Here is a 21,755-nt window from a genome sequence, read left to right on the forward strand (position 1 = left end):
GGGACTGGACAAGGAGAATTTGAATGTCCCAATCCGTTTCCCTGACATTTCCCGATGGTTCGGTACGCAGCTTCCCGGCTGGCGCGACCGGCAAGGATGTTGCCGAATCCATTTCCAAGTCGCTTGCCAAGAGCGCCGTCGCCATTGCGATCGACGGCACCGTGCGCGACCTTTCCGATGCCGTGACCGACGGCAAGATCGAGATCATCACACGCAAGGATGGCCGCGCGCTGGAGCTCATCCGGCATGACGCCGCACACGTGATGGCTGAAGCCGTACAGGAACTATGGCCCGGCACGCAGGTGACGATCGGCCCTGTGATCGAGAACGGCTTCTATTACGACTTCGCCAAGAACGAACCCTTCACGCCCGACGATCTGCCCAAGATCGAAAAGAAGATGAAGGAAATCATCGCCCGCAACGCGCCCTTCACCAAGGAAGTGTGGTCGCGGGAGAAGGCCAAGGAAGTTTTTGCCGCCAAGGGCGAACAGTACAAGGTCGAGCTCGTCGATGCGATTCCCGAAGGGCAGGATCTGAAGATCTATCACCAGGGCGAGTGGTTCGACCTTTGCCGCGGCCCGCACATGGCCTCCACCGGCCAGATCGGCACCGCCTTCAAGCTGATGAAGGTTGCCGGCGCCTATTGGCGCGGCGACAGCAACAACGCCATGCTGTCGCGCATCTACGGCACGGCATGGGCCGACCAGGCCGATCTCGATAACTACCTGCATATGCTGGCCGAAGCCGAGAAGCGCGACCACCGCAAGCTCGGCCGCGAAATGGACTTGTTCCATTTCCAGGAAGAAGGTCCGGGCGTCGTCTTCTGGCATGGCAAGGGCTGGCGCATCTTCCAGTCGCTCGTCTCCTACATGCGTCGTCGGCTCGCCGTCGACTATCAAGAGGTCAACGCGCCGCAGGTGCTCGACACCGCACTCTGGGAAACCTCGGGTCACTGGGGCTGGTATCAGGAAAACATGTTCGCCGTGAAATCGGCCCATGCCATGACGCATCCCGAAGACAAGGAAGCGGATAACCGCGTCTTTGCGCTAAAGCCGATGAACTGCCCCGGCCACGTGCAGATCTTCAAGCATGGCCTGAAATCCTATCGCGAACTGCCGATCCGTCTCGCCGAATTCGGCCTTGTGCATCGCTACGAGCCCTCCGGCGCACTGCACGGGCTGATGCGCGTGCGCGGCTTCACGCAGGACGACGCGCACATCTTCTGCACCGACGAGCAGATGGCAGCCGAATGCCTGAAGATCAACGACCTGATCCTCTCGGTTTATGAAGACTTCGGCTTCAAGGAAATCGTCGTGAAGCTCTCCACCCGTCCGGACAAGCGCGTCGGCACCGATGCGCTCTGGGATCGGGCGGAAGCCGTCATGACCGATGTGCTGAAGACGATCGAGGCGCAGTCCGAGGGACGCATCAAGACCGGCATCCTGCCGGGCGAGGGCGCTTTCTACGGGCCGAAGTTCGAATATACGCTGAAGGACGCGATCGGCCGCGAATGGCAGTGCGGCACGACGCAGGTCGACTTCAACCTGCCGGAACGCTTCGGCGCCTTCTACATCGACAGCAATTCGGAAAAGACGCAGCCCGTGATGATCCATCGCGCCATCTGCGGCTCGATGGAGCGCTTCCTCGGCATCCTGATCGAGAACTTCGCCGGCCATCTGCCGCTGTGGGTTTCGCCGCTGCAGGTCGTCGTCGCCACGATCACCTCGGAAGCTGACGGCTACGGCCAGGAAGTGGCCGAGGCGCTGCGCGAAGCCGGACTGCATGTCGAGACCGACTTCCGTAACGAGAAGATCAATTACAAGATCCGCGAACATTCCGTTACGAAAGTTCCCGTCATCATCGTCTGCGGCAAGAAGGAAGCCGAGGAGCGCACGGTCAATATCCGCCGCCTCGGCAGCCAGGAGCAGACATCGATGTCGCTGGATTCGGCTGTCGAAAGCCTTGCCCTGGAGGCGACTGCGCCCGATATCCGTCGTAAGCTCGAGGCAAAGAAGGCCAAGGCAGCCTGAAAATTGCCTTTTGGATATTGGCAGCGCCCGGCATTGATCTGCTCGGCGCTGTCAGAAATCTGACATGCAACAGTAATATAGCCGCCAAAAAACAGGGGACGGGTTTCATCCCGGCAGGCATTCGAGTGCGCTTCAAAGAGCTTTCCTACGCGAACGAACGGGATCCGCGCCTGAAGCGCTGGCTCATCCGCTCCATCGAGGGCCTTTCCGGCCGTGACCGCTATGTACGGCTCTACGACATCTGGCGCTCCGACATTGTCGGCAAAAGCGACCGCGTCTTCGGCAAGATGCTCGACCTCATCGATGTCGAGATCAATGTGAAGGGCAGCTGGCCGCTCGAGCCGGTGCCGGACGAGCCGATCGTCATCGTCGCCAACCATCCCTTCGGCATCGGCGATGGCATTGCAGTGCTGGCGCTAGCCGAGCAGATTGGTCGTCCATTCCGGGTACTGATCCACAATGATCTCCTGAAGGTGCCGGAAATGGCGCCTTATTCGCTGCCGATCTCCTTCGAGGAGACCAAGGAAGCGATGGCGATGAACATGAAGAGCCGGCACGAGGCAGTTCGCCTGCTGAAGGAAGGCACGACGATCGTGATTTTTCCGGCTGGTGGCGTGGCCACCGCCAAGAAGGGCTTCGGCCGCGCCGAAGACCTGCCGTGGAAGATGTTCCCGGCCAAGCTCATCCAGGCGACCCGCGCCAGCGTGCTGCCGATCTATTTCGAGGGCCAGAACGGCCGGCTCTTCCATCTCGCCAGCAGGGTTTCGATGACGCTGCGCCTGTCGCTGCTCATCCGCGAATTCCGCCGTCTTTCAGGCAGCACGATCACCGCGCATGTGGGTAGGGTACTGTCCTGGGAAGAACTCAGCAGCGGCAGCGACCGCAAGGATCTGCTCGCCCGTCTCTTTGACGCAGTCTTCTCGATGGCGCCGAAGAAGAAGGCCTTCCTCAAGCGCGCAAGCTGAGCATTTCCGGAGATTTCGGACGCGGCGTCAGTCGAGGCTGGCGCCGTCGCCGCTTTGCAGATCTTCATACGACGGCAAGGGCGGCTGCGGCGGGATCTCGCCGCCCGGCTGGGGCACACCCTTCGGCCCGGCTGCGGCCTGTCCTGGCGGCACGGCTGTGGCGGCCGGAGCAATCGGCTGCTGGGCCTGCTGGTTCTTCATCAGCACTTCGACATCGGTATTGACGCCGGCAGCGACGGTGAAGTCACGCTGATAGATCTTGTCCTTGTTGCGGGCGACCGCCGTGTATTCACCTTCCGCCAGGACCATGGCCGGAAAGGCGCTCACACTTTCGCCGACGCTGTCGCCGGCTGCCGTCAGGATCGACCAGGCGGTATCGGCGATCGCTTCGCCACCGGTTTCCGAGACCAGCTTGAAATTGATCTGTGCCGCCCTGTGCTGGATCGTCGCTTCGGTGAGCTTGCCGGCCTCCACCTGGATGTCGGCACGGATGGTCGCGTTGACATTGCCGTATTCGGAGACGACGTGATAGGTGCCGGCGTTGAGGCGCACGACCGTATTCGGTGGCACATCGGCCATGACAAGGCCGCGCTCGCCGTCGTCGCGGACTTCCGCGGAATAGATCGAGAAGCTCAGCTGGTTGGGCCGAATGCGGACATCGGAGCCGGAGACGGCGTTGAGCAGCAGCCCGCCGGCATCGAGAACCATCACCTGCTTGTCGACTGCGCCTTCATCCGACACCGTCAGCTTCTTGGTGACGCCGGCGCGGCCGAAGGAAACGTTGACGAAATAATCGCCGGCAGCGAGCTGGAAGGCTGCGGTGCCACCGCGGGAGCTTGCGATGAGCGGCAGCTTGCCATCATTTCCAGCGACGGGACTGAATACATACCAGGAAAGCCCGTCTTCGACAGGCGCGCCATCGGCCGTGAGCTTGGCTTCCAGCGAGACGTCACGCAGATGCACGCCCTCCTGCGTCGTGCCTGGCGCGATGAACGCGTTGAGCTTCGGCATTTTCGGCGTCGATTCGAGCTGCTTGAACTCCTTGAAGGCGTCCTGGGCGGCGGCGCCAAACGGCGTCAGCAACATCAGGGCAACAGCAAGGCCGATCCGTGCAAAAGGCAAAATGCCAAACATCCTGTTCGTGAACCGATTGACTTCTGAAATCGCAGAGTCCACTTCAAGACCAATGCCATGGCAAATTCAAGACCTGTGGCCAGCCTCTGCATACAAATGAGAGTTTCTCCCGCATGAAATCCGACATCAAGCTGATCGATTATCTCGCCGTGCGCCGCTCCATCCCTGCGTTCCAGATGTGCGAACCGGGACCGGCAAGGGACGAGATCGAGGAAATCCTGCGCCTTGCATCGCGCGTTCCCGATCACGGCAAGCTCGCCCCCTGGCGCTTCATCGTCTATCGCGGCGAAGAGCGCGTGCGGCTGGGCGAAGAACTGCTGAAGCTGGCGCTCGAAGCAAAACCCGATCTCTTAGAGGAAATGATCCTGGTGGAACGCGCACGCTTTACCCGTGCGCCTGTCGTCGTCGGCATCGTCAGCAAGGCCGGTCCGCATTTCAAGATCCCGGAATGGGAACAGATCATGTCGGCGGGCGCGTTGTGCCTCAACGTCATCCTGGCTGCCAATGCGCATGGTTATGTCGCCAACTGGCTGACAGAATGGTTCGCCTTCGACGAGCGCGCCTATCCGCTGCTCGGCGTCCAGCCGGGCGAAAAGGTTGCCGGTTTCATCCACATCGGCTCCACTACCTTTCCACCCGTCGAGCGTCCACGCCCTGAGCTAACCGAGACGGTCACCTGGCTCGGCGGTGAAGACTGATGTTCTACACAACGGACACCAACCGGCACGGGTTGGCGCATGATCCCTTCAAGGCGATCGTCGCGCCACGGCCGATCGGCTGGATCGGCAGCAAGGGCAGGGACGGGTCGATCAATCTCGCGCCCTATTCCTTCTTCAATGCGGTAGCCGACAAGCCGAAGCTGGTGATGTTCTCATCGAGCGGGCACAAGCATAGCCAGAAAAACGCGAGGGAGACCGGCGTCTTCACCTGCAATTTCGTCAGCCGCAACCTCGCGGAGAAGATGAACCTGACCTCGGCCGCCTTGCCCTACGGCACCAACGAGTTTGAATTCGCCGGGCTGACCCCAAAGCAGGCAGAGCTCATCGATGCGCCCTATGTGACAGAGGCCTTCGCCGTGCTGGAATGCAAGGTGACCGAGATCATTGAGCCGAAGACGCTGTCCGGCGAAGCATCCGAGAATGTCTTCGTTTTCGGAGAGGTCGTCGGCATCCATATCGATGAGGCGATCGTCAGAGATGGCCGGTTCGATGTGGCGCTGGCGCGGCCGATCGCACGCATGGGCTACATGGACTATTGCGAAGGCAGCGAGGTCTTCGAAATGTTCAGGCCGAAGGTCTGACCTCGGCACAAGGCTTGAACAAAGCCTAATAAATATGGTGAACCAATCATAAACTTTTTCCGGCTATCGTCCTTGTATTAAATAAGACGCGAAGGAATCGCGTTCAGTGCTGGGGCGTTGTCGTGATCATTGAAGCATTTCTTCGTTGGGTCGAAACGGCCAAGACGGCTGACAGGGCGGCCGCTGCAAATGCTCTGGGACGCGTCTATCTCAAATCGGAAATGTCGGACGAGCGGCGCGACGCTGCTGAAAAGGCGATGACCTACCTGCTCGACGATCCGTCGCCGCGTGTGCGGCTTGCGCTCGCCGAAGCGATCGCCTGGGCGCCGCATTCGCCGCGCAACATCATTCTCTCGCTTGCCGAAGACCAGCCGGAGATCGCCTGCCATGCGGTGACCTGCTCGCCGGTCCTGACCGATGCCGATCTCGTCGATCTCGCAGCACGCGGCAGCGGTGCAACGCGCATGCTGATTGCGGCACGCGCCCATCTGACCCGCCCCGTTTCGGCGGCACTTGCCGAAGTCGGCGACGAGGACGAAATTCTCTGCCTGCTCGAAAATGACGGCGCGGCGATTTCCGCCCAATCCCTGAAGCGGATTGCCGAACGGCTCGGTGATGTCAGCGACATCAGAAACCTGCTTCTCGACCGCATCGATTTGCCGGCCGATGCCCGCCAGCTTCTGACGCAGCATGTCAGCAATGCGCTGGTCGGCCTGCCGCTGGCGCAGGCGGCAATCGGCCTGCAGAGGCTGCAGCGCATCAGCCGCGAGGCGACGGAAGCGGCGATCGTTTCCATCGCCGGCGATATCGCGCCGATCGAAGTGCCAGATCTCGTCGAACATCTTCGCCTGAACGACCGGCTGACGCCTTCCTTCCTTATGCACGCGCTCTGCTGCGGCAAGGTGGAATTCTTCGCCTGCGCCATCGTCAACCTGTCAGGTTGCAGCGACCGGCGCGTGCGGGCAATCCTTGCCACGGGCCGCATGCATGCCGTGCGCGCGCTCTATGAATCGGCGGGCCTGCCGCGCGATATCAGCATCATTTTCGTGGAAGCGACATTCCTGTGGCGCGAGGCTTCGCGCAACACCTCGGCCTCGCTGCTCGGCAGCATCTGCGGGCGCTTGCTCCAGAAATTCCACAGCCGGGTCGGGCAGCATGACGCGGTCGGCGAGTTGCTCGATATGGTCGAGAAGCTTCATGTGGCCGAGCAGCGCCGGTCGGCCCGTGTTTATGCCTCGCTTGCAGCGGCCTAGTCGGTAAACCGGGCCGCAGCCCAGGAATAGCTTGCAGAGACGAAGTGCAGCGGTTTCGCCAGGCTGTTCTTCACGTCCTGGCCGGAAGGCAAGTTGGCGCGCACGCGCCCGGCAATAGTATCCACAAAACCGCCAAGGCCATCCCGTTGTTCGGCTACCTCGGGCGCTGCTGGCGCAGCGGGCGCCGGATTGGCCGGTTCGGTAGCGGCAAGCGACTTCGGCGCCTCGCAGACGGCAATGACGGTCGGATAGCTGGCATTGGCATAGGTCTTCAGCCGCTGTTCGGCCTCGGCATCGCAGGCGACGACGGTTTCCCAGTGTTTGTCGACCGTGGCGACGTAATTGCACTGGCTGACGGAATCGTCGCAACCGAGGATCGTCATGGCGATGAGGACGGCTTGCATATTTTGCCTCCATGGCTATTGAGCGTGTCATCCCCTTCGAAAGCACAATTCCAACGGAATGAAGGCAGCGATATTAACTCCTTGTCATCAAGGGAAAAATCACGCGTTTCGCCGGAACAGGAGAGAGAAAATGTCCGTCACCATCGCTCTGGAACCGCCGCGCCAGGATGGCGTGATCCGCCTTCTTGATCTCTCCGACGCCTATGCGCAGTCGCTCTATCCGCCCGAGAGCAACCACCGCGTCGATATCTCCACGCTGGAAAAGCCATCCGTGAGCTTCTTCGTGGCGCGTAACGGCGGCGAGATCGTCGGCTGCTGTGCTTTGGTGGAGGCAGGTGACGGGACGGCCGAGATCAAGCGCATGTTCGTCGATCCCGAGGCGAGGGGCCTGAAGATCGCCAGCCGCCTGATGGACCGGCTGGAGGAGATCGGCAGGGAGAACGGTTTCGACGCAATCCGCCTGGAGACCGGTATCTATCAGCCGGAGGCGATCAGCCTTTACAGGAAATACGGATATCGCGAGATCGAGCCGTTCGGCTCCTATCAGCCGGATCCGCTCAGCCTCTTCATGGAAAAGCGGCTGGCCTAAGTCGGAAAGGCCCTAGCCTTCGGCAGCACGCTGCACCGGCGGCGCCTGCTCGTCGAGGATGATCTGCGGTCCCGCATCGGCGGCGCGGACTTCATGTATCCATTCGCGCCAGATCGCGACCAGCAGCGCCATCAGCACCGGGCCGATGAACAGGCCGAGGAAGCCCATCGTCTTCACGCCGCCGACGAGGCCGAAGAAGGTCGGCAGGAACGGCAGCTTGATCGGTCCGCCAACGAGCTTGGGGCGCAGTGTCTTGTCGACAATGAAGAGTTCGACCGTGCCCCAGACGAACAGACCGATACCGGCGACATGCGAGCCGCTGGCCAGCAGATAGACGGATACCAGGGTGAAGGAGAGCGGCGCTCCGCCCGGGATCAGCGCCATGACGCCGGTCAGCACGCCAAGGGTGACGGGCGAGGGTACGCCGGCAATCCAATAGGCAACGCCGAGCACGATGCCTTCGCCGATGGCAATCAGCGTCATGCCCATGACGGTCGAGCTGATGGTGGCAGGCACGACGCGGGAAATACGCTCCCAGCGGTTCGGCAGGATACGCTCGCCGAGCATGTCAATCTGCTTGGAGAAGGAGAAACCGTCGCGATAGACGAAGAAGAGCGCGATCAGCATGAAGAGCAGCGTCAGGAACAGGTGGAAGGCACCACCGCCGGCCGCTAGAATTGCGCGGTAGATATTGCCGATATTGGCACCGCTGACGGCCTGGATGAGCTCACCCATGGCCCCGGGGCTGCCGATATATTTCGTCCAAAGTTCGTCGAGGTAGGAACCGGCCAGAGGCAAGGCGACGATCCATTGGGGCGTTTCCGCCCCGAAGCGGTTGGCGTGGATCGCCCATGCGACCCAGGTGCGCACTTCACCGGTCGTATAGGCAACCGCAAGGCTGATCGGAATGACGAGGAAGGTGACGATGAGGATGATCGCGATCGTCGCGGCGATCGTCGTATTGCCACCGACGCGGGCAACCAGCTTGCGGTAAAGCGGCCAGCTCGCAAAGCCTATGACGAGGGCTGCGAGCACAGGCACCACGAAGCCATAGAAGAAATAGACGCCGGCTGCGGCAACAAGCACGAGCAGCCAGCGGGCAGCCGAAATGGAGGGTATCAGCGGCGTACGTATCGTCGCCGACGGCCCCAGCCATCGCGGCTCCGTATTGGTTTTCTGACGATCAAACACACCCACGCGCGCCTCTTTTTATTGTTGTCCTAGTTTATGGGCTATGAACCGGGCGGTTTCAAGGTCCGCCCGGACAAAGCGTATACAAAGCGTGGTTATCTGGTCCGTAAATCCTTGAGATATTATTGCGGGCGGCGGTTGATCTTGAAGGCGTAGAACTGAGTCTTCTGGCCGGTCGAGAAATTATTGTCCGCGCCGAGGATCAAAACGTCGGTCCCGTCCTTTGCCTTACCGATCGCCATGGCCTCGATATTATCAGGCGTCAGGCCGATGGCGCGCAGATCCAGCACCTGGCTCTTGCGAGCCGGGACGACGCGCTGGTCGTTCTTGGCAAGCGAAGCGATGCCGGAAACGTCGGTCGCGCCGTCGAGATCCATCATGAAGAGCTTGATGTTGTTGCCGAATCCCTGGGCATAGCTGCGCTCGACGGCGAGCAGGCGATGATCGTCAAGGGCGATCATTTCCGACATGCCGTTGTCGTTGCCGCCGTCGGGCTTGGCGGCAGCCTGTGGGATCGGTGAGACCGGATAGACATATTGAGCCTTCGGCTCGCCGGTTGCGCCGTCATAGCGGATGATGCATGAGAGGCTGCCGGTTGTCAGACTGGGGTTCGGGCCGTCCTGGTAGAGGGCTGCCTCGACGCCGACGAAAACGTCACCGGATGGGGATACGGCAAGATCCTCGAAAGCGAGATTGTCGCGGATGCCGGTCGACTTGTCGGCGGTCGGTGCAAAACCGTCCGGCAGCTTGAACTCGCGCACGAAAGCACCGTCAGGCGAGGTGACGCGGACGAAGGGGGCAATCAGCGCCTTGGCGTCACCCTCGCTGCCCCAGTAGATGCCGTCCTTGCTGAAGCGGATGGATTCCGGATCGACGGTGCGGATAGCGAAAGGCTGGCCGTTCTTGTCCTGAAAGGTAACGTGCTTGACGATGGTGACGCCTTTGAGGCCTTCGGCGCTGACATCGATATCCAGATCGTAGAAGCGGGCCGGGGCCTTTTCGGAGCGGTCGTCGCTGATGGCGATGTAATGGCCGGTCGCAGCATCGAAATCGAGGCCGGAAATGCCGCCGAATTCGACGCCGTTTTCCATCTGGCCGGTCGGGATGACGAATTCACCGAGATAGGAAAGGGAGATCGCTGCCGCGCAATCGCCGAACGGGCAGGCGGTCTCGACGGTCGCGCCAATATCGGTCGCGTAAACGGAAGCGGCGCTGGACAGAAGAACGAAAGCGGCAGTCGCAAGAAAACGCTTGGTCATGGCAAATATCCGGCAAAGGGTTGAAACAGAACGGCCGGCGCTGCGTGGACCTCGCTGGAGGACAGAGCGCCGGCCGTTCTATTGCGCCGGTAATTTGACGGACTCGTAACGGTTCTTCGTCAGTTCGATGAATTCGCCATGACTTAAAAGCGGGCCGCGATCTTTCAGATCCGCTTCACGCTTTTAAGCCTTTGTTTTCGCATGTCGTCGTCACAAAACCGCTACACACTTTTGCGCGACATGCGTTAAATATCCAGATCCTCTGCGAAGGCCGCACGCTCCTGGATGAAGCGGAAACGGGCTTCGGCCTTGGTCCCCATCAGGTCGTCGACAGCGTTACGCGTGCCCTCGAAATCCACTTCGTCGATCAGCACTCGCAGAAGCGTGCGCTTGGACGGATCCATCGTGGTTTCCTTGAGCTGGGCGGGCAGCATTTCGCCGAGACCTTTGAAGCGGCTGATCTCGATCTTGGCCTTGCCCTTGAATTCCGTCTCCATCAGCTCGGCACGATGTTCGTCGTCGCGGGCATAGGCGGATTTTGCCCCTTGCGTGATCTTATAGAGCGGCGGCACGGCGAGGAAGAGGTGCCCGCCGCGCACCAGCTCAGGCATCTCCTGATAGAAGAAGGTAATCAGCAGCGAGGCGATATGCGCACCGTCGACATCGGCATCGGTCATGACGATGATGCGTTCGTAGCGCAGATCCTCTTCGCGGTATTTCGAGCGCGTGCCGCAGCCGAGCGCTTGGACGAGATCGGATATCTGCTGGTTGGCCGAGAGCTTCTCGCGGCCGGCGCTGGCGACGTTGAGGATCTTGCCGCGTAGCGGCAGGATCGCCTGGTTGGCGCGGTTGCGCGCCTGCTTGGCGGAACCACCTGCCGAGTCACCCTCGACCAGGAAGAGTTCGGCGCCTTCGGCGGTGTTCTGCGAGCAGTCGGCGAGTTTGCCGGGCAGGCGCAGCTTGCGCACTGCTGTCTTGCGGTTGACTTCCTTCTCCTTGCGGCGGCGCAAGCGCTCTTCGGCGCGCTCGATCACCCAGTCGAGAAGCTTCTCGGCCTCGTTCGGATTGTCGGCGAGATAATGGTCGAAGGGGTCGCGCAGCGCATTTTCGACAAGGCGCTGGGCTTCGACGCTCGCGAGACGATCCTTGGTCTGGCCGACGAATTCCGGCTCGCGGATGAAGACCGAGAGCATGCCGACTGCCGAGATCATCACGTCATCGGTGGTGATCTGTGCGGCACGCTTGTTCTGCGTCAGCTCGGCATAGCTCTTCAGGCCCTTGGTCATCGCAATGCGAAGACCGGCCTCATGCGTGCCGCCTTCGGGCGTCGGGATGGTGTTGCAGTAGGAATGGACTTGCGGATCGCCGCCATACCAGGTGATCGCCCATTCCAGTGCACCGTGGCCGGCTACCTTCTCGGTCTTGCCGGCGAAGATCTCGCGGGTGACCGTGAATTCCTTGCCCATCGTTGCCTGCAGGTAATCCTTGAGGCCGCCGGGGAAGTGGAAGACGGCCTTGTCGGGCAGATCCGATCCCTCAGGCAGCACTCCCGGCTCGCAGCTCCAGCGGATCTCGACGCCGCCGAAGAGATAGGCCTTGGAGCGGGCCATGCGGAACACACGCGCCGCATCGAACTTCGCATGATCACCGAAAATCTGCGGGTCGGGATGAAAGCGAACCTTGGTGCCGCGACGGTTGTGCACATCGCCCAGCTCTTCGAGCCCGCCCTGCGGCACCCCGCGCGAGAAGCGCTGGCGATAGAGCTTGCGGTTACGGGCGACCTCGACTTCGAGATGATCCGACAGAGCGTTGACGACAGAGACGCCGACGCCGTGCAGACCGCCCGAGGTCTCATAGGCCTTGCCGTCGAATTTGCCGCCGGCATGCAGCTTGGTCATGATGACTTCGAGCGTCGATTTGCCGGGAACCTGCGGATGGTTCTCTACTGGAATGCCGCGGCCGTTGTCGGTGACCGTCAGATAGCCCTGGGTATCCAGATGGACATCGATGAAATCGGCATGGCCGGCCACCGCTTCGTCCATCGAGTTGTCGATGACTTCGGCGAAGAGGTGGTGCAGCGCCTTTTCGTCGGTGCCGCCGATATACATGCCGGGGCGCATGCGAACCGGTTCCAGACCTTCCAGAACGCGGATCGAGGATGCACCGTAATCATCGCCGTTCGACGTCGCCGGGGCGGGGCGAGGGGCTGCCGGTGCCGCTGCAGCGGGCCGTTCGGCTGGCGCGGCTGGCTTTGCAGCCTCCTCCTGCTTCTGTGACAGGGGCATTCCGGAAAAGAGGTCGTTGCTGTCTTCCATGGAACCGTTCAGATCTTATTCTCGTGAAGGGCCGCCGCTGGCCCACAATAGTCACAGTCCGCATCGCATTTGCGAATCAGGGGGATTCTGACAGAAAGCGCCCCGATACGCGACGCGCCCCGGATTTGCGGAGCTTTTCAAGATGTGATTTGCGTTGCTGGACGCCGAATGGCAAGTCGCGGCAGCTCTCTGGGAACCATCCGCATGCCGATGTCCACAAGTCATTGCACCATAATTACCGCAATTGCGGCCTTTTTCCTGTCCGCGGCCATCACGACCGCCACAGCCGATGCCCTGCCGCCCTACAAGGACGATCTGTTTTCAACGCAGAAAGTGCTGCAGACGGGCGATGACGGCGCCTTCGATGTGATCGATTACGACGAGATGCGCGACATCAACGGGCGCGACCAGATCCCGCAAAAGCGGGTGCAGCAGAAATATGTCTCGCTTGGCGTGAAGAAGCTGCAGGCAGATGAAACGCTGTCGCTCGACGGCATCAGGCTCGATGTCACCAGGGTGGGACCGACTCAGAATGCCGCCTTCACGGTCATTTTCATCCACGGTCGCGACGGCGACCGGCGGCTCGGCGCCAACGACTATTCCTTCGGCGGCAATTTCAACCGGCTGAAGAACCTTACGGCCGGCAATGGCGGCGTCTATTATTCGCCGACCGTCAGGACCTTCGACGCCAATGGCGTTGCAGCCATTGCCGGGCTGATCCGCTACGCGAGCGTGCAATCGCCCGGCCGGCCGGTCATTCTGAGCTGCGCCTCCATGGGCAGCCAGATCTGCTGGGGCATCACGCGCGATGCCGAAAGCGTCAAGCGGTTGAAGGGCATGCTGATCATGAGCGGGGTCTCTGATCCGGATTTTGCGAAGAGCCCGTTCTACAAAGCGAAGCTGCCGCTGTGGTTTGCCCATGGCAGCCGCGATCCTGTTTATGCGGCAACCGACCAGCAGGCGCTGTTCGAAAAGCTCGACAAGGCGAAGTACCCGACGCATTTCACGCTCTTCCAGAATGGCAACCACGGGACGCCGATCCGCATGATCGACTGGCGGAAAGTGCTGAACTGGATTCTGGCGTCCTGAACGGACGGATTTCACACCGCGCAGAGCTTTTAAACGATCATATTCCCCCAACGTTACGCGGGGCGCTTTCCTTTACCGCAAGCTTTTGCTAAGGCCGCCCGATATGCGGATTTTGGGAGGAGCAGCATGACACCTGACGTACGCCCGCTCGTGGCGGGGAACTGGAAGATGAACGGCACACGTGCCTCATTGGACCAGATCAAGGCGATTGCCCAAGGCGTCAGCTCCCCCTTGTCGGAAAAAGTCGAAGCCCTGATCTGCCCGCCGGCCACGCTGCTTTATGTGGCGACCGCGCTCGCCACCGACAGCCCGCTCGCGATCGGCGGCCAGGACTGCCATCAGGCGCAATCCGGGGCGCATACCGGCGACATTTCGGCCGAAATGATTGCCGATTGCTACGGCACCTATGTGATTGTCGGCCATTCGGAACGGCGCATTGACCATGCCGAGACCGATCATATGGTGCGGGCCAAGGCGCAGGCCGCCTATCTGGCTGATCTCACCGCAATCGTCTGCGTCGGCGAGACCGGCGACGAGCGTGACGCCTATCAGACGCTCGACATCCTCAAGCGCCAGCTTTCCGGCTCGCTGCCCGAGGAGGCGACGGCCGAAAATACTGTCATCGCTTATGAACCCGTCTGGGCGATCGGCACGGGACTGACGCCGACGGCAAAGGATGTGGAAATCGTCCATGCCTTCATCCGCGACGAACTCGTCCTGCGCTTCGGCGACGAGGGCAAGGGTATGCGCATTCTCTACGGCGGTTCGGTCAAGCCCGCAAATGCCCGCGAGCTGCTCGCCGTCGACAATGTCGATGGTGCGCTGATCGGCGGGGCGAGCTTGAAAGCCACGGACTTCCTCGCCATCTACGGCACATATGAAGCGCTGCTTGCCTGAGGCGATTGTATATTCCTGGCCGAAGGGCTTGGAATAGCTCAAGACCTCATGTAAAGAGCCGCCAGATTTTTACTTTATGTCCGTCCTCAGACGGGCAGGACTGGACCCATGCAGACCGTATTGATTGTCATCCATCTCATGATCGTGCTCGCGCTCGTTGGCGTCGTGCTCATCCAGCGCTCCGAAGGCGGCGGCCTCGGCATCGGCGGCGGATCGGGCTTCATGTCGGCCCGCGGCACGGCCAATGCGCTGACGCGCACGACGGCGATCCTGGCGACGCTGTTTTTCCTCACCTCGCTCGGCCTCGGTATCCTGACCCGTTACGAAAGCCGCCCGACCGATATTCTCAACCGCATTCCGGCAACGAGCGGGCAGGGCAACGGCATCCTCGATTCGCTCGGCGGCACCAATACGCCGGCTCCGTCACAGCCGGCTGACAATAGCGGCATTCCGAACGGCGGCGCTGCCGCTCCGGCACCGGCTGCCCCTGCAGCTTCGGCACCAGCAACCCCGGCTCCGGCTGCGAGCGCCCCTGCGGCGACTGCTCCGGCAGCTCCGACGACGACGGCTCCGGCTCAGCCTGAGGCACCGGCCGCGACTGCGCCGGCACAGCCTTCCGGCGTCCCCACGGGACAATAAGCCGGTCCTGAAAATAAACCGCCGGCAGGCCCTCGGGTCTGCCGGTTTTCTTTTGTTCAGATTCCTGCGCCATGCACCAAAAGTTCTGGAAAAGAATTTTTGGGCTGGTGGAATCGTTTTTGAAAAGGTATCCGGTGACTCCCATGGCGCGATACGTATTCATCACTGGCGGCGTGGTTTCTTCCCTCGGAAAAGGAATTGCGGCCGCGGCTCTCGGAGCGTTGTTGCAGGCCCGTGGTTATCGGGTGCGGCTTCGCAAACTTGACCCCTATCTGAACGTGGATCCGGGCACTATGAGCCCGACCCAGCACGGCGAAGTCTTCGTCACTGATGACGGCGCTGAAACCGACCTCGATCTCGGCCACTACGAGCGCTTTACAGGGCGCTCGGCGACCAAGACCGATAACATCACCACCGGCCGTATCTACAAGAACATCATCGACAAGGAACGCCGCGGCGACTATCTCGGCGCGACCGTTCAGGTCATTCCGCACGTCACCAACGAGATCAAGGATTTCGTCACCGAAGGCAATGACGACTACGACTTCGTCATCTGCGAGATCGGCGGCACGGTCGGCGACATCGAGGCGATGCCCTTCATGGAAGCGATCCGCCAGCTCGGCAACGACCTGCCGCGCGGCACGGCTGTTTACGTCCACCTGACGCTGATGCCGTATATTCCGGCAGCCGGCGAGTTGAAGACCAAGCCGACGCAGCATTCCGTCAAGGAACTGCAGGCGCTCGGTATTCATCCCGACATCCTGCTGGTACGCGCCGACCGGGAAATCCCGGAAGCTGAACGCCGCAAGCTGTCGCTGTTCTGCAACGTGCGTCCCTCCGCCGTCATCCAGGCGCTCGACGTCGCCAATATTTACGACGTGCCGATGGCCTATCACAAGGAAGGCCTGGACGACGAAGTGCTCGCGGCCTTCGGCATCGAACCGGCTCCGAAGCCGCGCCTCGACCAGTGGGAAGAGGTCTGCAACCGCATCCGCACGCCGGAAGGCGAGGTAACGATTGCGATCGTCGGCAAGTACACCGGCCTCAAGGACGCCTACAAGTCGCTGATCGAGGCACTGCATCACGGTGGCATTGCCAATCGCGTCAAGGTCAAGCTCGAATGGATCGAGTCGGAAGTCTTCGAAAAGGAAGATCCGGCTCCCTATCTCGAAAAGGTCCATGGCATCCTGGTGCCCGGCGGCTTCGGCGAGCGCGGTTCGGAAGGCAAGATCCATGCGGCGCGTTTTGCCCGCGAGCGCAAGGTGCCGTATTTCGGCATCTGCTTCGGCATGCAGATGGCCGTCATTGAGGCTGCCCGCAACCTCGCCGATGTCCCGAACGCTTCCTCGACCGAATTCGGACCGACGCCGGAGCCGGTCGTTGGTCTGATGACCGAGTGGGTTAAGGGCAACGAGCTGCAGAAGCGTAACGCTGCCGGCGATCTCGGCGGCACGATGCGCCTCGGCGCCTACAAGGCGTCCCTGAAGAAGGGCACCAAGATTTCGGATATCTACGGCTCGACCGATATTTCCGAGCGTCACCGCCACCGCTATGAAGTCAATATCGACTACAAGGACCGGCTGGAAAATTGCGGCCTGGTCTTCTCCGGCATGTCGCCTGACGGCGTGTTGCCGGAGACGGTCGAATATCCTGACCATCCCTGGTTCATCGGCGTTCAGTACCATCCGGAACTGAAGTCCCGCCCGCTCGACCCGCATCCGCTCTTTGCAAGCTTCATCGAAGCTGCGACGGAACAGAGCCGGTTGGTTTAAAATTCGGCCGCTCCCTCAGAAACGAGGGAGCGGCTTTTTCTTTTCGTCACGCCGCTTCCGGCAACGGCCCGACATAGACCGAGCGCGGGCGGATGAGGCGACCTTCCAGTGCCTGTTCGCGGGCATGGGCAATCCAGCCGACGGTGCGGCCGATGGCGAATACGCCAGTGAAGGCGTCGCGGGGGAAGCCGAGGCTTTCCAAGAGCAGCGCGGTATAGAACTCCACATTCACGTCCAGCGGCCGGTCGGGCTTGCGTTCCCTGAGGATTGCGAGCGCTGCCTGCTCCACGGCTTCGGCAAGTGCGATTCTGATGGCATTGACCTGGCCTGCGGCAACGAGCGGCTTCAGCGCATTTTTCAGGGCGTCCGCACGTGGGTCGCGCACGCGATAGACGCGGTGGCCGAAGCCCATCAGCCGCTCACCGCGATCGAGCGCGGAACGCAGCCAGGGGCCGGCATTGGCCTCGCTTCCGATCCCATCAAGCATATCGAGCACCGGTCCCGGCGCGCCGCCATGCAGCGGCCCCTTCAGCGCGCTGATCGCCGCCAGCGCCGAGGAGGTAAGGCCGGCGCGCGTGGAGGCGATGACACGCGATGCGAAGGTCGAGGCGTTCAGGCCGTGATCCGAGATCGTCACGAGATAGGTGTCGAGGGCTGCGGTTTGCTCGGCGCTCGGCACCGCGCCTGAGAGCATGCGCAGGATGTCGGTCGACTGTGAGAGGCCCGCATCGGGCTTTAGCGGCTTTTCGCCTCGCTGCAGGCGCAGAACCGCCGGCAGGAAGACGGCGGGTGCGGCAAGCAGACGGAGCACGGTATCTATATCCTCGCCGTCAGGTAGGCGGGCAACAAGAGCACGCATAACATCGACCGGCGGCAGCTTTAGCAGGCGAGTATCGGCAGTCTTGACTTCGGCGAAAACTTCCATGCGCGCCTGGCCGAGCCGGCGGCGCAATTCGCTTGCGTCAAGATGCGGCTCGATCAGGCCGTCCAGCAGCAGGGCAGCAACATCCTCATAGGCGCTGCTTCCTGCCAGATGATCCAGCGATACGCCGCGGATGATCAGCCGGCCGGCTTCGCCGTCGACATCCGAGAGCTGGGTTTCAGCGGCGATGACATCTTCCAAACCATTTTTCATAGGTCTTCTCCTTTACCGGATGAAAGATCGGCTCTAGTTTAGTTGACGTCAATCTTGACGTAATTGATCAATGTGAGGCTGACATGAGCTGGCTGACAGCGGAGGAAGCGTTAGCCGAACTCGGCACCAAGCCGCAGACACTTTATGCCAATGTCAGCCGCGGGCGGATCCGCGCCAAGGCCGACCCCGCCGATCCACGCCGCAGCCTCTATCAGGAAAGCGATGTCAAGCGGCTTGCCGAGCGGCATGCCGGCAGGCGCAAGAGCGAGACGGTCGCCGCCGAAGCGATCAGCTGGGGCGATCCGGTACTGACATCGTCAATCTCGACCATCGCCGCAGGACGATTGCTCTATCGGGGGCAGGATGCAGCGGAGCTTTCAGCCTATGCGACGCTGGAGGAGACGGCGCTGATACTGTGGAATGCAGAGAGTTTTGCCTGCGTACCGGCCTCTGCCCTGGAGCCGGCGCCGCCGTCCATTCAAGCCGTGCTGCTGGCGCTGGCGGGACGGGTGAGCGCCGATCTGCCGTCTCTCGGACGTGCACGCGCTGCCTTGCAGATGGAAGCATGCAGCGTGCTTTCAACCGTCGCCGATGCGCTGGCGCCGGGATCGACGGATCATCCGCTGCATCACCGTCTTGCTGCATGCTGGGGCAGGCCGGAGGCTGCCGATTGCCTCAGGCGGGCGCTTGTCATGCTCGCCGATCATGAGCTCAATGCCTCTACTTTCGCCGTCCGCGTCACGGTTTCGACGGGGCCAGCACTTTCTGCCGCCGTGCTCTCGGGTCTCGCAACGCTGACCGGACCATTGCATGGTTCGGCATGGCGAAGCGTCGATGCCCTTGCCAAGGCAGCATCCGGCGCTGGGGCGGAGCATGCGATCCGCCACCTGCTGCTACGGGGAGGTAAGCCTGTCGCCTTCGGGCACCCGCTTTACCCCGATGGCGATGTGCGGGCGGGCGTGCTGCTCTCCTCTTTCGACGTGCCGCCGGTCTTTCGCGATGTGCAGCTGGCCGGCGAAGAAATGGTGGGCGAGAAGGTCAATGTCGATTTCGCGCTTACCGCCATGACCGCAGCCTTCGACCTGCCTGAGGAGGCACCGATCATCATCTTCGCGCTGGCGCGCACCGCCGGCTGGCTGGCGCATGCAATGGAGCAGATCGAAAGCGGCCATCTGATCCGCCCGCGTGCCCGCTATGTCGGGCCTTCGCCAGCCGACGCATGAGTTGAGCGACGCGCGCTCTGAATGGCTTGCGCAATTTCACGTTTTTGCATAGGGAAACCGGCGAATTCAGCTAGTATGGGCCGGCCGGCGCATTCGCGAATGTACCGGCGAGTCACGAGGGGCGGATCATGAAAGCCATGTCAGCAATCTCCCGCAGCCTGTTTTCCGCTGTGCTGATCATCAGCCTGCTGCCTGATGGCACAGCTTATGCCCAGTCTGCCGGCTGCGCGATTTCGCGTGCGGCAAACGGCAACCAGATTTTCCGTTGTCCTGGTGGCGTCAACATCACCGCTGAGCGTGGCGCATCCTTCAAGCTCACCGACCGCAATCGCGATGGCAGTCCGGATTCGCTTGCATTGCGCAGCAAGGCTGCTCTCGTCGACGTCGACAGCAGCCAGCACCGCGGCGGCTTCCAGGTGGTGACGCCGCAGGCGATCGCCGCCGTTCGCGGCACGCAATGGGCCGTCGATGTCAAAGGCGGCACGACCTCCGTACTGGTCACACGCGGGCGCGTTGGCGTACGGCGTCCGGCAGGTGCGGCTGTCGTGCTTGGACCGGGCGAGGGTGTGGACGTAACGCGCGGAACCGCTGCGCTCACCGTCCGCACGTGGCCCGCGCCCCGCGTCGCGGCCCTTCTTTCACGCCTCGGTCAATAAGTCGTCTCATGAACCGTCGGCTTCAGACTGTGATCGCGTTGCTGCTCGCCGGTCTGTGGGGCGCTATGCTCGGCTATTTCCATCTGCAGTCGGACTCCGGCCTCATGGAGCGCATGGAGGCCACGCTAGCCGATCTGCGCAGCACGATCGTCGGCGTCCGCGCGCCGCCCGATATCGTTTCCATTATCGCTATCGATGATCGTACCGCCGCAGCACATGGCTATCCGCTCAAGCGGGAGAGGCTTGCGCAGCTCGTCACGTCCATCGGCGCGTTGAAACCAAAGGCCTTGGCTCTCGATATATTGCTTGTCGATCCCGACACGGAGGAGGGGGATGCGGCGCTTGCAACGGCTATCAAGGCGACGCCCAGCATCATCGCCGGCGCTGCGACTTTCCCACAGAGTCTCCAATCAGTGACAGCGAATGCGGAGGATCCGCTTGCCGCGATCCCTGAAGCGCATCAGCTTCTGCTGCCGCAACCCCGCTTCGCAGAGGCTGCAGCGCTCGGCATCGTCAATGTGGCGACGGACCAGAGCGGCGTGCCGCGATTCATTCCGCTGTTTTCTCGCGCCGCCGACCGGTTGGATGCAGCCTTTCCGTTGCGCGTCGCTTCGGTTGCGCTCGGTGTCGAACCATTGATCGAAAGCGATGGCATCCGGCTTGGCGCCCGCCGCATTCCAACGGACACGGGCCAGCGCCTGCCGCTGACCTTCTATGGTCCTGCAGGCAGCATCCGCACCTTCAGCGCTGCCGATGCGTTCGATGGGAAGCTGCCGGCGGATGCCATCACCGACAAGGTGGTGGTGATCGGTGCGACCGTGACCGGCGGCGGCGATGTCTTTCCGACCCCGTTCGATCCAATCCTGCCGGGTGTCGAAGTGATGTCGACCGCGATCACGCATCTGATAGCCGGCGACGGCATGGTGCGTGATAGCAGGACACGGCAGGCGGATGCCGGCATTGCGACGGCCTTGCCTATTCTTCTGGTCGCCCTGATCGCATGGCGCCGCAGCGCCCTCGGCTTCGTCATCATCGGCCTGACGGTCATTGTCTGGGCGATGCTCAACCTTGCTGCCTTCGCGAACGGCTATTGGCTGAGTGCTGCATTGCCGATTGCGGCCGCCCTGCCACCCGCAGTTATTTTCGGGGCTGCAGAACTCTGGCGCGACCGCAGCCGTGCGCGGCACTTCGCCGATCAGTCCGAGCGGCTGCAGCGCATCGAGGCGCCGGGCCTCGGCGAATGGCTGGCGCGTGACCCGGCTTTCCTAGCCGAGCCGGTGCGCCAGAATGCCTCTATCGTCTTCATCGACCTCTCGGGCTTCACCGGCCTCAGCGAGGCAGTCGGACCGGCCGCAGTGCGGGAGATTCTCAGCAGCTTCTTCGAACTGATCGACGAGGAAGTGCAGCTGCTTGGCGGGGCGATCACCAGCTTCATGGGCGATGGAGCCATGATCCTCTTCGGGCTGCCCGAACCAACGGCGGACGATGCAGCCCGGGCAGCAGCCTGCGCCGTGCGGCTTGCCGACCACACACGCAGCTTCCTTGCAGGCCATCCGGAGCTTCGCCGCAGGAAGATAGGCTTCAAGCTCGGTGCCCATTGCGGCCCGATCGTCGCCTCACGGCTCGGTAGCGGCGACCGGCAGCAGATCACCGCGACGGGTGATACCGTCAATGTCGCACAGCGGCTCATGGAGGTGGCGGCAAGCCGCGGTGCGGAGCTTGCACTCAGCGCGAACCTGCTCAACGCAGCGGGTCCGGAGGCCGTTCCATCGCAGGCAGGCCAGTTGACCGGACCGTTCGAGACGAGGATTCGCGGACGCTCCGGCAGCATCGCCATCTACACATGGCGTGGCGAGACACTTTGACATTCGCAGCCGGAGCGAGTAGGAACGGCCCAACTCTTC

At 61.9% G+C, this 21,755-nt stretch carries 19 protein-coding genes; 13 read left to right on the top strand and 6 right to left on the bottom strand.

What is annotated here, in order from left to right; all coding sequences use genetic code 11:
- Positions 1-23 precede the first annotated feature (23 nt).
- On the top strand, positions 24-2,030 hold the full coding sequence (gene thrS / locus AB4Z13_RS04010) for a threonine--tRNA ligase (RefSeq protein ID WP_439015019.1): 2,007 nt from the start codon (positions 24-26) through the stop codon (positions 2,028-2,030).
- 125 nt (positions 2,031-2,155) lie between these two features.
- Positions 2,156-2,995 carry a lysophospholipid acyltransferase family protein gene (locus AB4Z13_RS04015; protein ID WP_439015017.1) on the top strand — a complete coding sequence of 280 codons (840 nt, stop codon included), beginning with the start codon at positions 2,156-2,158 and terminating at the stop codon, positions 2,993-2,995.
- 27 nt (positions 2,996-3,022) lie between these two features.
- Here the strand turns inward: AB4Z13_RS04015 and AB4Z13_RS04020 are convergent, their stop codons facing one another.
- Positions 3,023-4,129, bottom strand: coding sequence for a hypothetical protein (locus tag AB4Z13_RS04020; RefSeq protein WP_439015015.1), 1,107 nt, complete (start codon positions 4,127-4,129; stop codon positions 3,023-3,025).
- A gap of 113 nt (positions 4,130-4,242) precedes the next feature.
- On the opposite strand from AB4Z13_RS04020, the gene AB4Z13_RS04025 reads away from it, so the two are divergent.
- The 3 genes from AB4Z13_RS04025 (at position 4,243) to AB4Z13_RS04035 (ending at position 6,682) form a co-directional block, all read left to right on the top strand.
- Positions 4,243-4,827 carry a nitroreductase family protein gene (locus AB4Z13_RS04025; RefSeq protein ID WP_439015013.1) on the top strand — a complete coding sequence of 195 codons (585 nt, stop codon included), beginning with the start codon at positions 4,243-4,245 and terminating at the stop codon, positions 4,825-4,827.
- Positions 4,827-5,429: a flavin reductase family protein gene (locus tag AB4Z13_RS04030; protein ID WP_113323444.1), complete on the top strand. Its 603-nt coding sequence runs from the start codon at positions 4,827-4,829 to the stop codon at positions 5,427-5,429. Before AB4Z13_RS04025 ends, AB4Z13_RS04030 begins: the two co-directional genes overlap by 1 nt.
- Before the next feature lie 122 nt (positions 5,430-5,551).
- Positions 5,552-6,682 carry a DUF2336 domain-containing protein gene (locus AB4Z13_RS04035; RefSeq protein WP_439015010.1) on the top strand — a complete coding sequence of 377 codons (1,131 nt, stop codon included), beginning with the start codon at positions 5,552-5,554 and terminating at the stop codon, positions 6,680-6,682.
- Here AB4Z13_RS04035 and AB4Z13_RS04040 read toward each other — a convergent pair.
- On the bottom strand, positions 6,679-7,086 hold the full coding sequence (locus tag AB4Z13_RS04040; RefSeq protein ID WP_310388107.1) for a hypothetical protein: 408 nt from the start codon (positions 7,084-7,086) through the stop codon (positions 6,679-6,681). The two genes, AB4Z13_RS04035 and AB4Z13_RS04040, sit on opposite strands and share 4 nt — an antisense overlap.
- Before the next feature lie 130 nt (positions 7,087-7,216).
- Here AB4Z13_RS04040 and AB4Z13_RS04045 point away from each other — a divergent pair, with 130 nt between their 5' ends.
- A complete protein-coding gene (locus tag AB4Z13_RS04045; protein ID WP_442205867.1) occupies positions 7,217-7,675 on the top strand; it encodes a GNAT family N-acetyltransferase in 459 nt (152 codons plus the stop codon).
- A gap of 12 nt (positions 7,676-7,687) precedes the next feature.
- On the opposite strand, the gene AB4Z13_RS04050 is transcribed toward AB4Z13_RS04045, so the two are convergent.
- The 3 genes from AB4Z13_RS04050 to parE all read right to left on the bottom strand — a co-directional run bounded on the left by AB4Z13_RS04050 (position 7,688) and on the right by parE (position 12,440).
- Positions 7,688-8,872 carry an AI-2E family transporter gene (locus AB4Z13_RS04050; protein WP_113323448.1) on the bottom strand — a complete coding sequence of 395 codons (1,185 nt, stop codon included), beginning with the start codon at positions 8,870-8,872 and terminating at the stop codon, positions 7,688-7,690.
- A gap of 116 nt (positions 8,873-8,988) precedes the next feature.
- Positions 8,989-10,125: an esterase-like activity of phytase family protein gene (locus tag AB4Z13_RS04055; RefSeq protein WP_442205868.1), complete on the bottom strand. Its 1,137-nt coding sequence runs from the start codon at positions 10,123-10,125 to the stop codon at positions 8,989-8,991.
- A 245-nt stretch (positions 10,126-10,370) separates the two neighbouring features.
- Positions 10,371-12,440: a DNA topoisomerase IV subunit B gene (gene parE, locus AB4Z13_RS04060; protein WP_113323450.1), complete on the bottom strand. Its 2,070-nt coding sequence runs from the start codon at positions 12,438-12,440 to the stop codon at positions 10,371-10,373.
- A gap of 204 nt (positions 12,441-12,644) precedes the next feature.
- On the opposite strand from parE, the gene AB4Z13_RS04065 reads away from it, so the two are divergent.
- The 4 genes from AB4Z13_RS04065 (at position 12,645) to AB4Z13_RS04080 (ending at position 16,837) form a co-directional block, all read left to right on the top strand.
- Positions 12,645-13,529 carry an alpha/beta hydrolase gene (locus AB4Z13_RS04065; RefSeq protein ID WP_442205869.1) on the top strand — a complete coding sequence of 295 codons (885 nt, stop codon included), beginning with the start codon at positions 12,645-12,647 and terminating at the stop codon, positions 13,527-13,529.
- Positions 13,530-13,655: 126 nt separating this feature from the next.
- Positions 13,656-14,426: a triose-phosphate isomerase gene (tpiA, locus tag AB4Z13_RS04070; protein WP_310388097.1), complete on the top strand. Its 771-nt coding sequence runs from the start codon at positions 13,656-13,658 to the stop codon at positions 14,424-14,426.
- A gap of 108 nt (positions 14,427-14,534) precedes the next feature.
- Positions 14,535-15,065, top strand: coding sequence for a preprotein translocase subunit SecG (secG, locus tag AB4Z13_RS04075; protein ID WP_442205870.1), 531 nt, complete (start codon positions 14,535-14,537; stop codon positions 15,063-15,065).
- 143 nt (positions 15,066-15,208) lie between these two features.
- Positions 15,209-16,837, top strand: a complete 1,629-nt coding sequence (locus AB4Z13_RS04080) for a CTP synthase (protein ID WP_113323454.1) — start codon at positions 15,209-15,211, stop codon at positions 16,835-16,837.
- 46 nt (positions 16,838-16,883) lie between these two features.
- Here the strand turns inward: AB4Z13_RS04080 and AB4Z13_RS04085 are convergent, their stop codons facing one another.
- Positions 16,884-17,972: a citrate synthase/methylcitrate synthase gene (locus AB4Z13_RS04085; protein WP_113323455.1), complete on the bottom strand. Its 1,089-nt coding sequence runs from the start codon at positions 17,970-17,972 to the stop codon at positions 16,884-16,886.
- Positions 17,973-18,055: 83 nt separating this feature from the next.
- Here AB4Z13_RS04085 and AB4Z13_RS04090 point away from each other — a divergent pair, with 83 nt between their 5' ends.
- The 3 genes from AB4Z13_RS04090 (at position 18,056) to AB4Z13_RS04100 (ending at position 21,716) form a co-directional block, all read left to right on the top strand.
- Positions 18,056-19,195: a citrate/2-methylcitrate synthase gene (locus AB4Z13_RS04090; protein ID WP_442205871.1), complete on the top strand. Its 1,140-nt coding sequence runs from the start codon at positions 18,056-18,058 to the stop codon at positions 19,193-19,195.
- A gap of 137 nt (positions 19,196-19,332) precedes the next feature.
- Positions 19,333-19,851, top strand: a complete 519-nt coding sequence (locus AB4Z13_RS04095) for a FecR domain-containing protein (protein WP_442205923.1) — start codon at positions 19,333-19,335, stop codon at positions 19,849-19,851.
- A gap of 8 nt (positions 19,852-19,859) precedes the next feature.
- Complete coding sequence (locus AB4Z13_RS04100) at positions 19,860-21,716, top strand: CHASE2 domain-containing protein (RefSeq protein WP_442205872.1); 1,857 nt, start codon at positions 19,860-19,862, stop codon at positions 21,714-21,716.
- The last annotated feature ends 39 nt before the right edge of the window (positions 21,717-21,755 follow it).

The organism is Rhizobium sp. YAF28 (genome assembly GCF_052113285.1).
GTDB lineage: Bacteria > Pseudomonadota > Alphaproteobacteria > Rhizobiales > Rhizobiaceae > Rhizobium.

Bases quoted from the DNA above. Each gene is read 5' to 3' on its own strand.
- AB4Z13_RS04045 (WP_442205867.1), top strand. From the start codon at position 7,217: ATGTCCGTCACCATCGCTCTGGAACCGCCGCGCCAGGATGGCGTGATC.
- AB4Z13_RS04100 (WP_442205872.1), top strand. From the start codon at position 19,860: ATGAACCGTCGGCTTCAGACTGTGATCGCGTTGCTGCTCGCCGGTCTG.
- thrS (WP_439015019.1), top strand. From the start codon at position 24: ATGTCCCAATCCGTTTCCCTGACATTTCCCGATGGTTCGGTACGCAGC.
- AB4Z13_RS04085 (WP_113323455.1), bottom strand. From the start codon at position 17,972: ATGAAAAATGGTTTGGAAGATGTCATCGCCGCTGAAACCCAGCTCTCG.
- AB4Z13_RS04040 (WP_310388107.1), bottom strand. From the start codon at position 7,086: ATGCAAGCCGTCCTCATCGCCATGACGATCCTCGGTTGCGACGATTCC.
- AB4Z13_RS04055 (WP_442205868.1), bottom strand. From the start codon at position 10,125: ATGACCAAGCGTTTTCTTGCGACTGCCGCTTTCGTTCTTCTGTCCAGC.
- AB4Z13_RS04080 (WP_113323454.1), top strand. From the start codon at position 15,209: ATGGCGCGATACGTATTCATCACTGGCGGCGTGGTTTCTTCCCTCGGA.
- AB4Z13_RS04020 (WP_439015015.1), bottom strand. From the start codon at position 4,129: ATGTTTGGCATTTTGCCTTTTGCACGGATCGGCCTTGCTGTTGCCCTG.
- AB4Z13_RS04095 (WP_442205923.1), top strand. From the start codon at position 19,333: ATGTCAGCAATCTCCCGCAGCCTGTTTTCCGCTGTGCTGATCATCAGC.
- secG (WP_442205870.1), top strand. From the start codon at position 14,535: ATGCAGACCGTATTGATTGTCATCCATCTCATGATCGTGCTCGCGCTC.
- parE (WP_113323450.1), bottom strand. From the start codon at position 12,440: ATGGAAGACAGCAACGACCTCTTTTCCGGAATGCCCCTGTCACAGAAG.
- tpiA (WP_310388097.1), top strand. From the start codon at position 13,656: ATGACACCTGACGTACGCCCGCTCGTGGCGGGGAACTGGAAGATGAAC.
- AB4Z13_RS04065 (WP_442205869.1), top strand. From the start codon at position 12,645: ATGCCGATGTCCACAAGTCATTGCACCATAATTACCGCAATTGCGGCC.
- AB4Z13_RS04025 (WP_439015013.1), top strand. From the start codon at position 4,243: ATGAAATCCGACATCAAGCTGATCGATTATCTCGCCGTGCGCCGCTCC.
- AB4Z13_RS04030 (WP_113323444.1), top strand. From the start codon at position 4,827: ATGTTCTACACAACGGACACCAACCGGCACGGGTTGGCGCATGATCCC.
- AB4Z13_RS04090 (WP_442205871.1), top strand. From the start codon at position 18,056: ATGAGCTGGCTGACAGCGGAGGAAGCGTTAGCCGAACTCGGCACCAAG.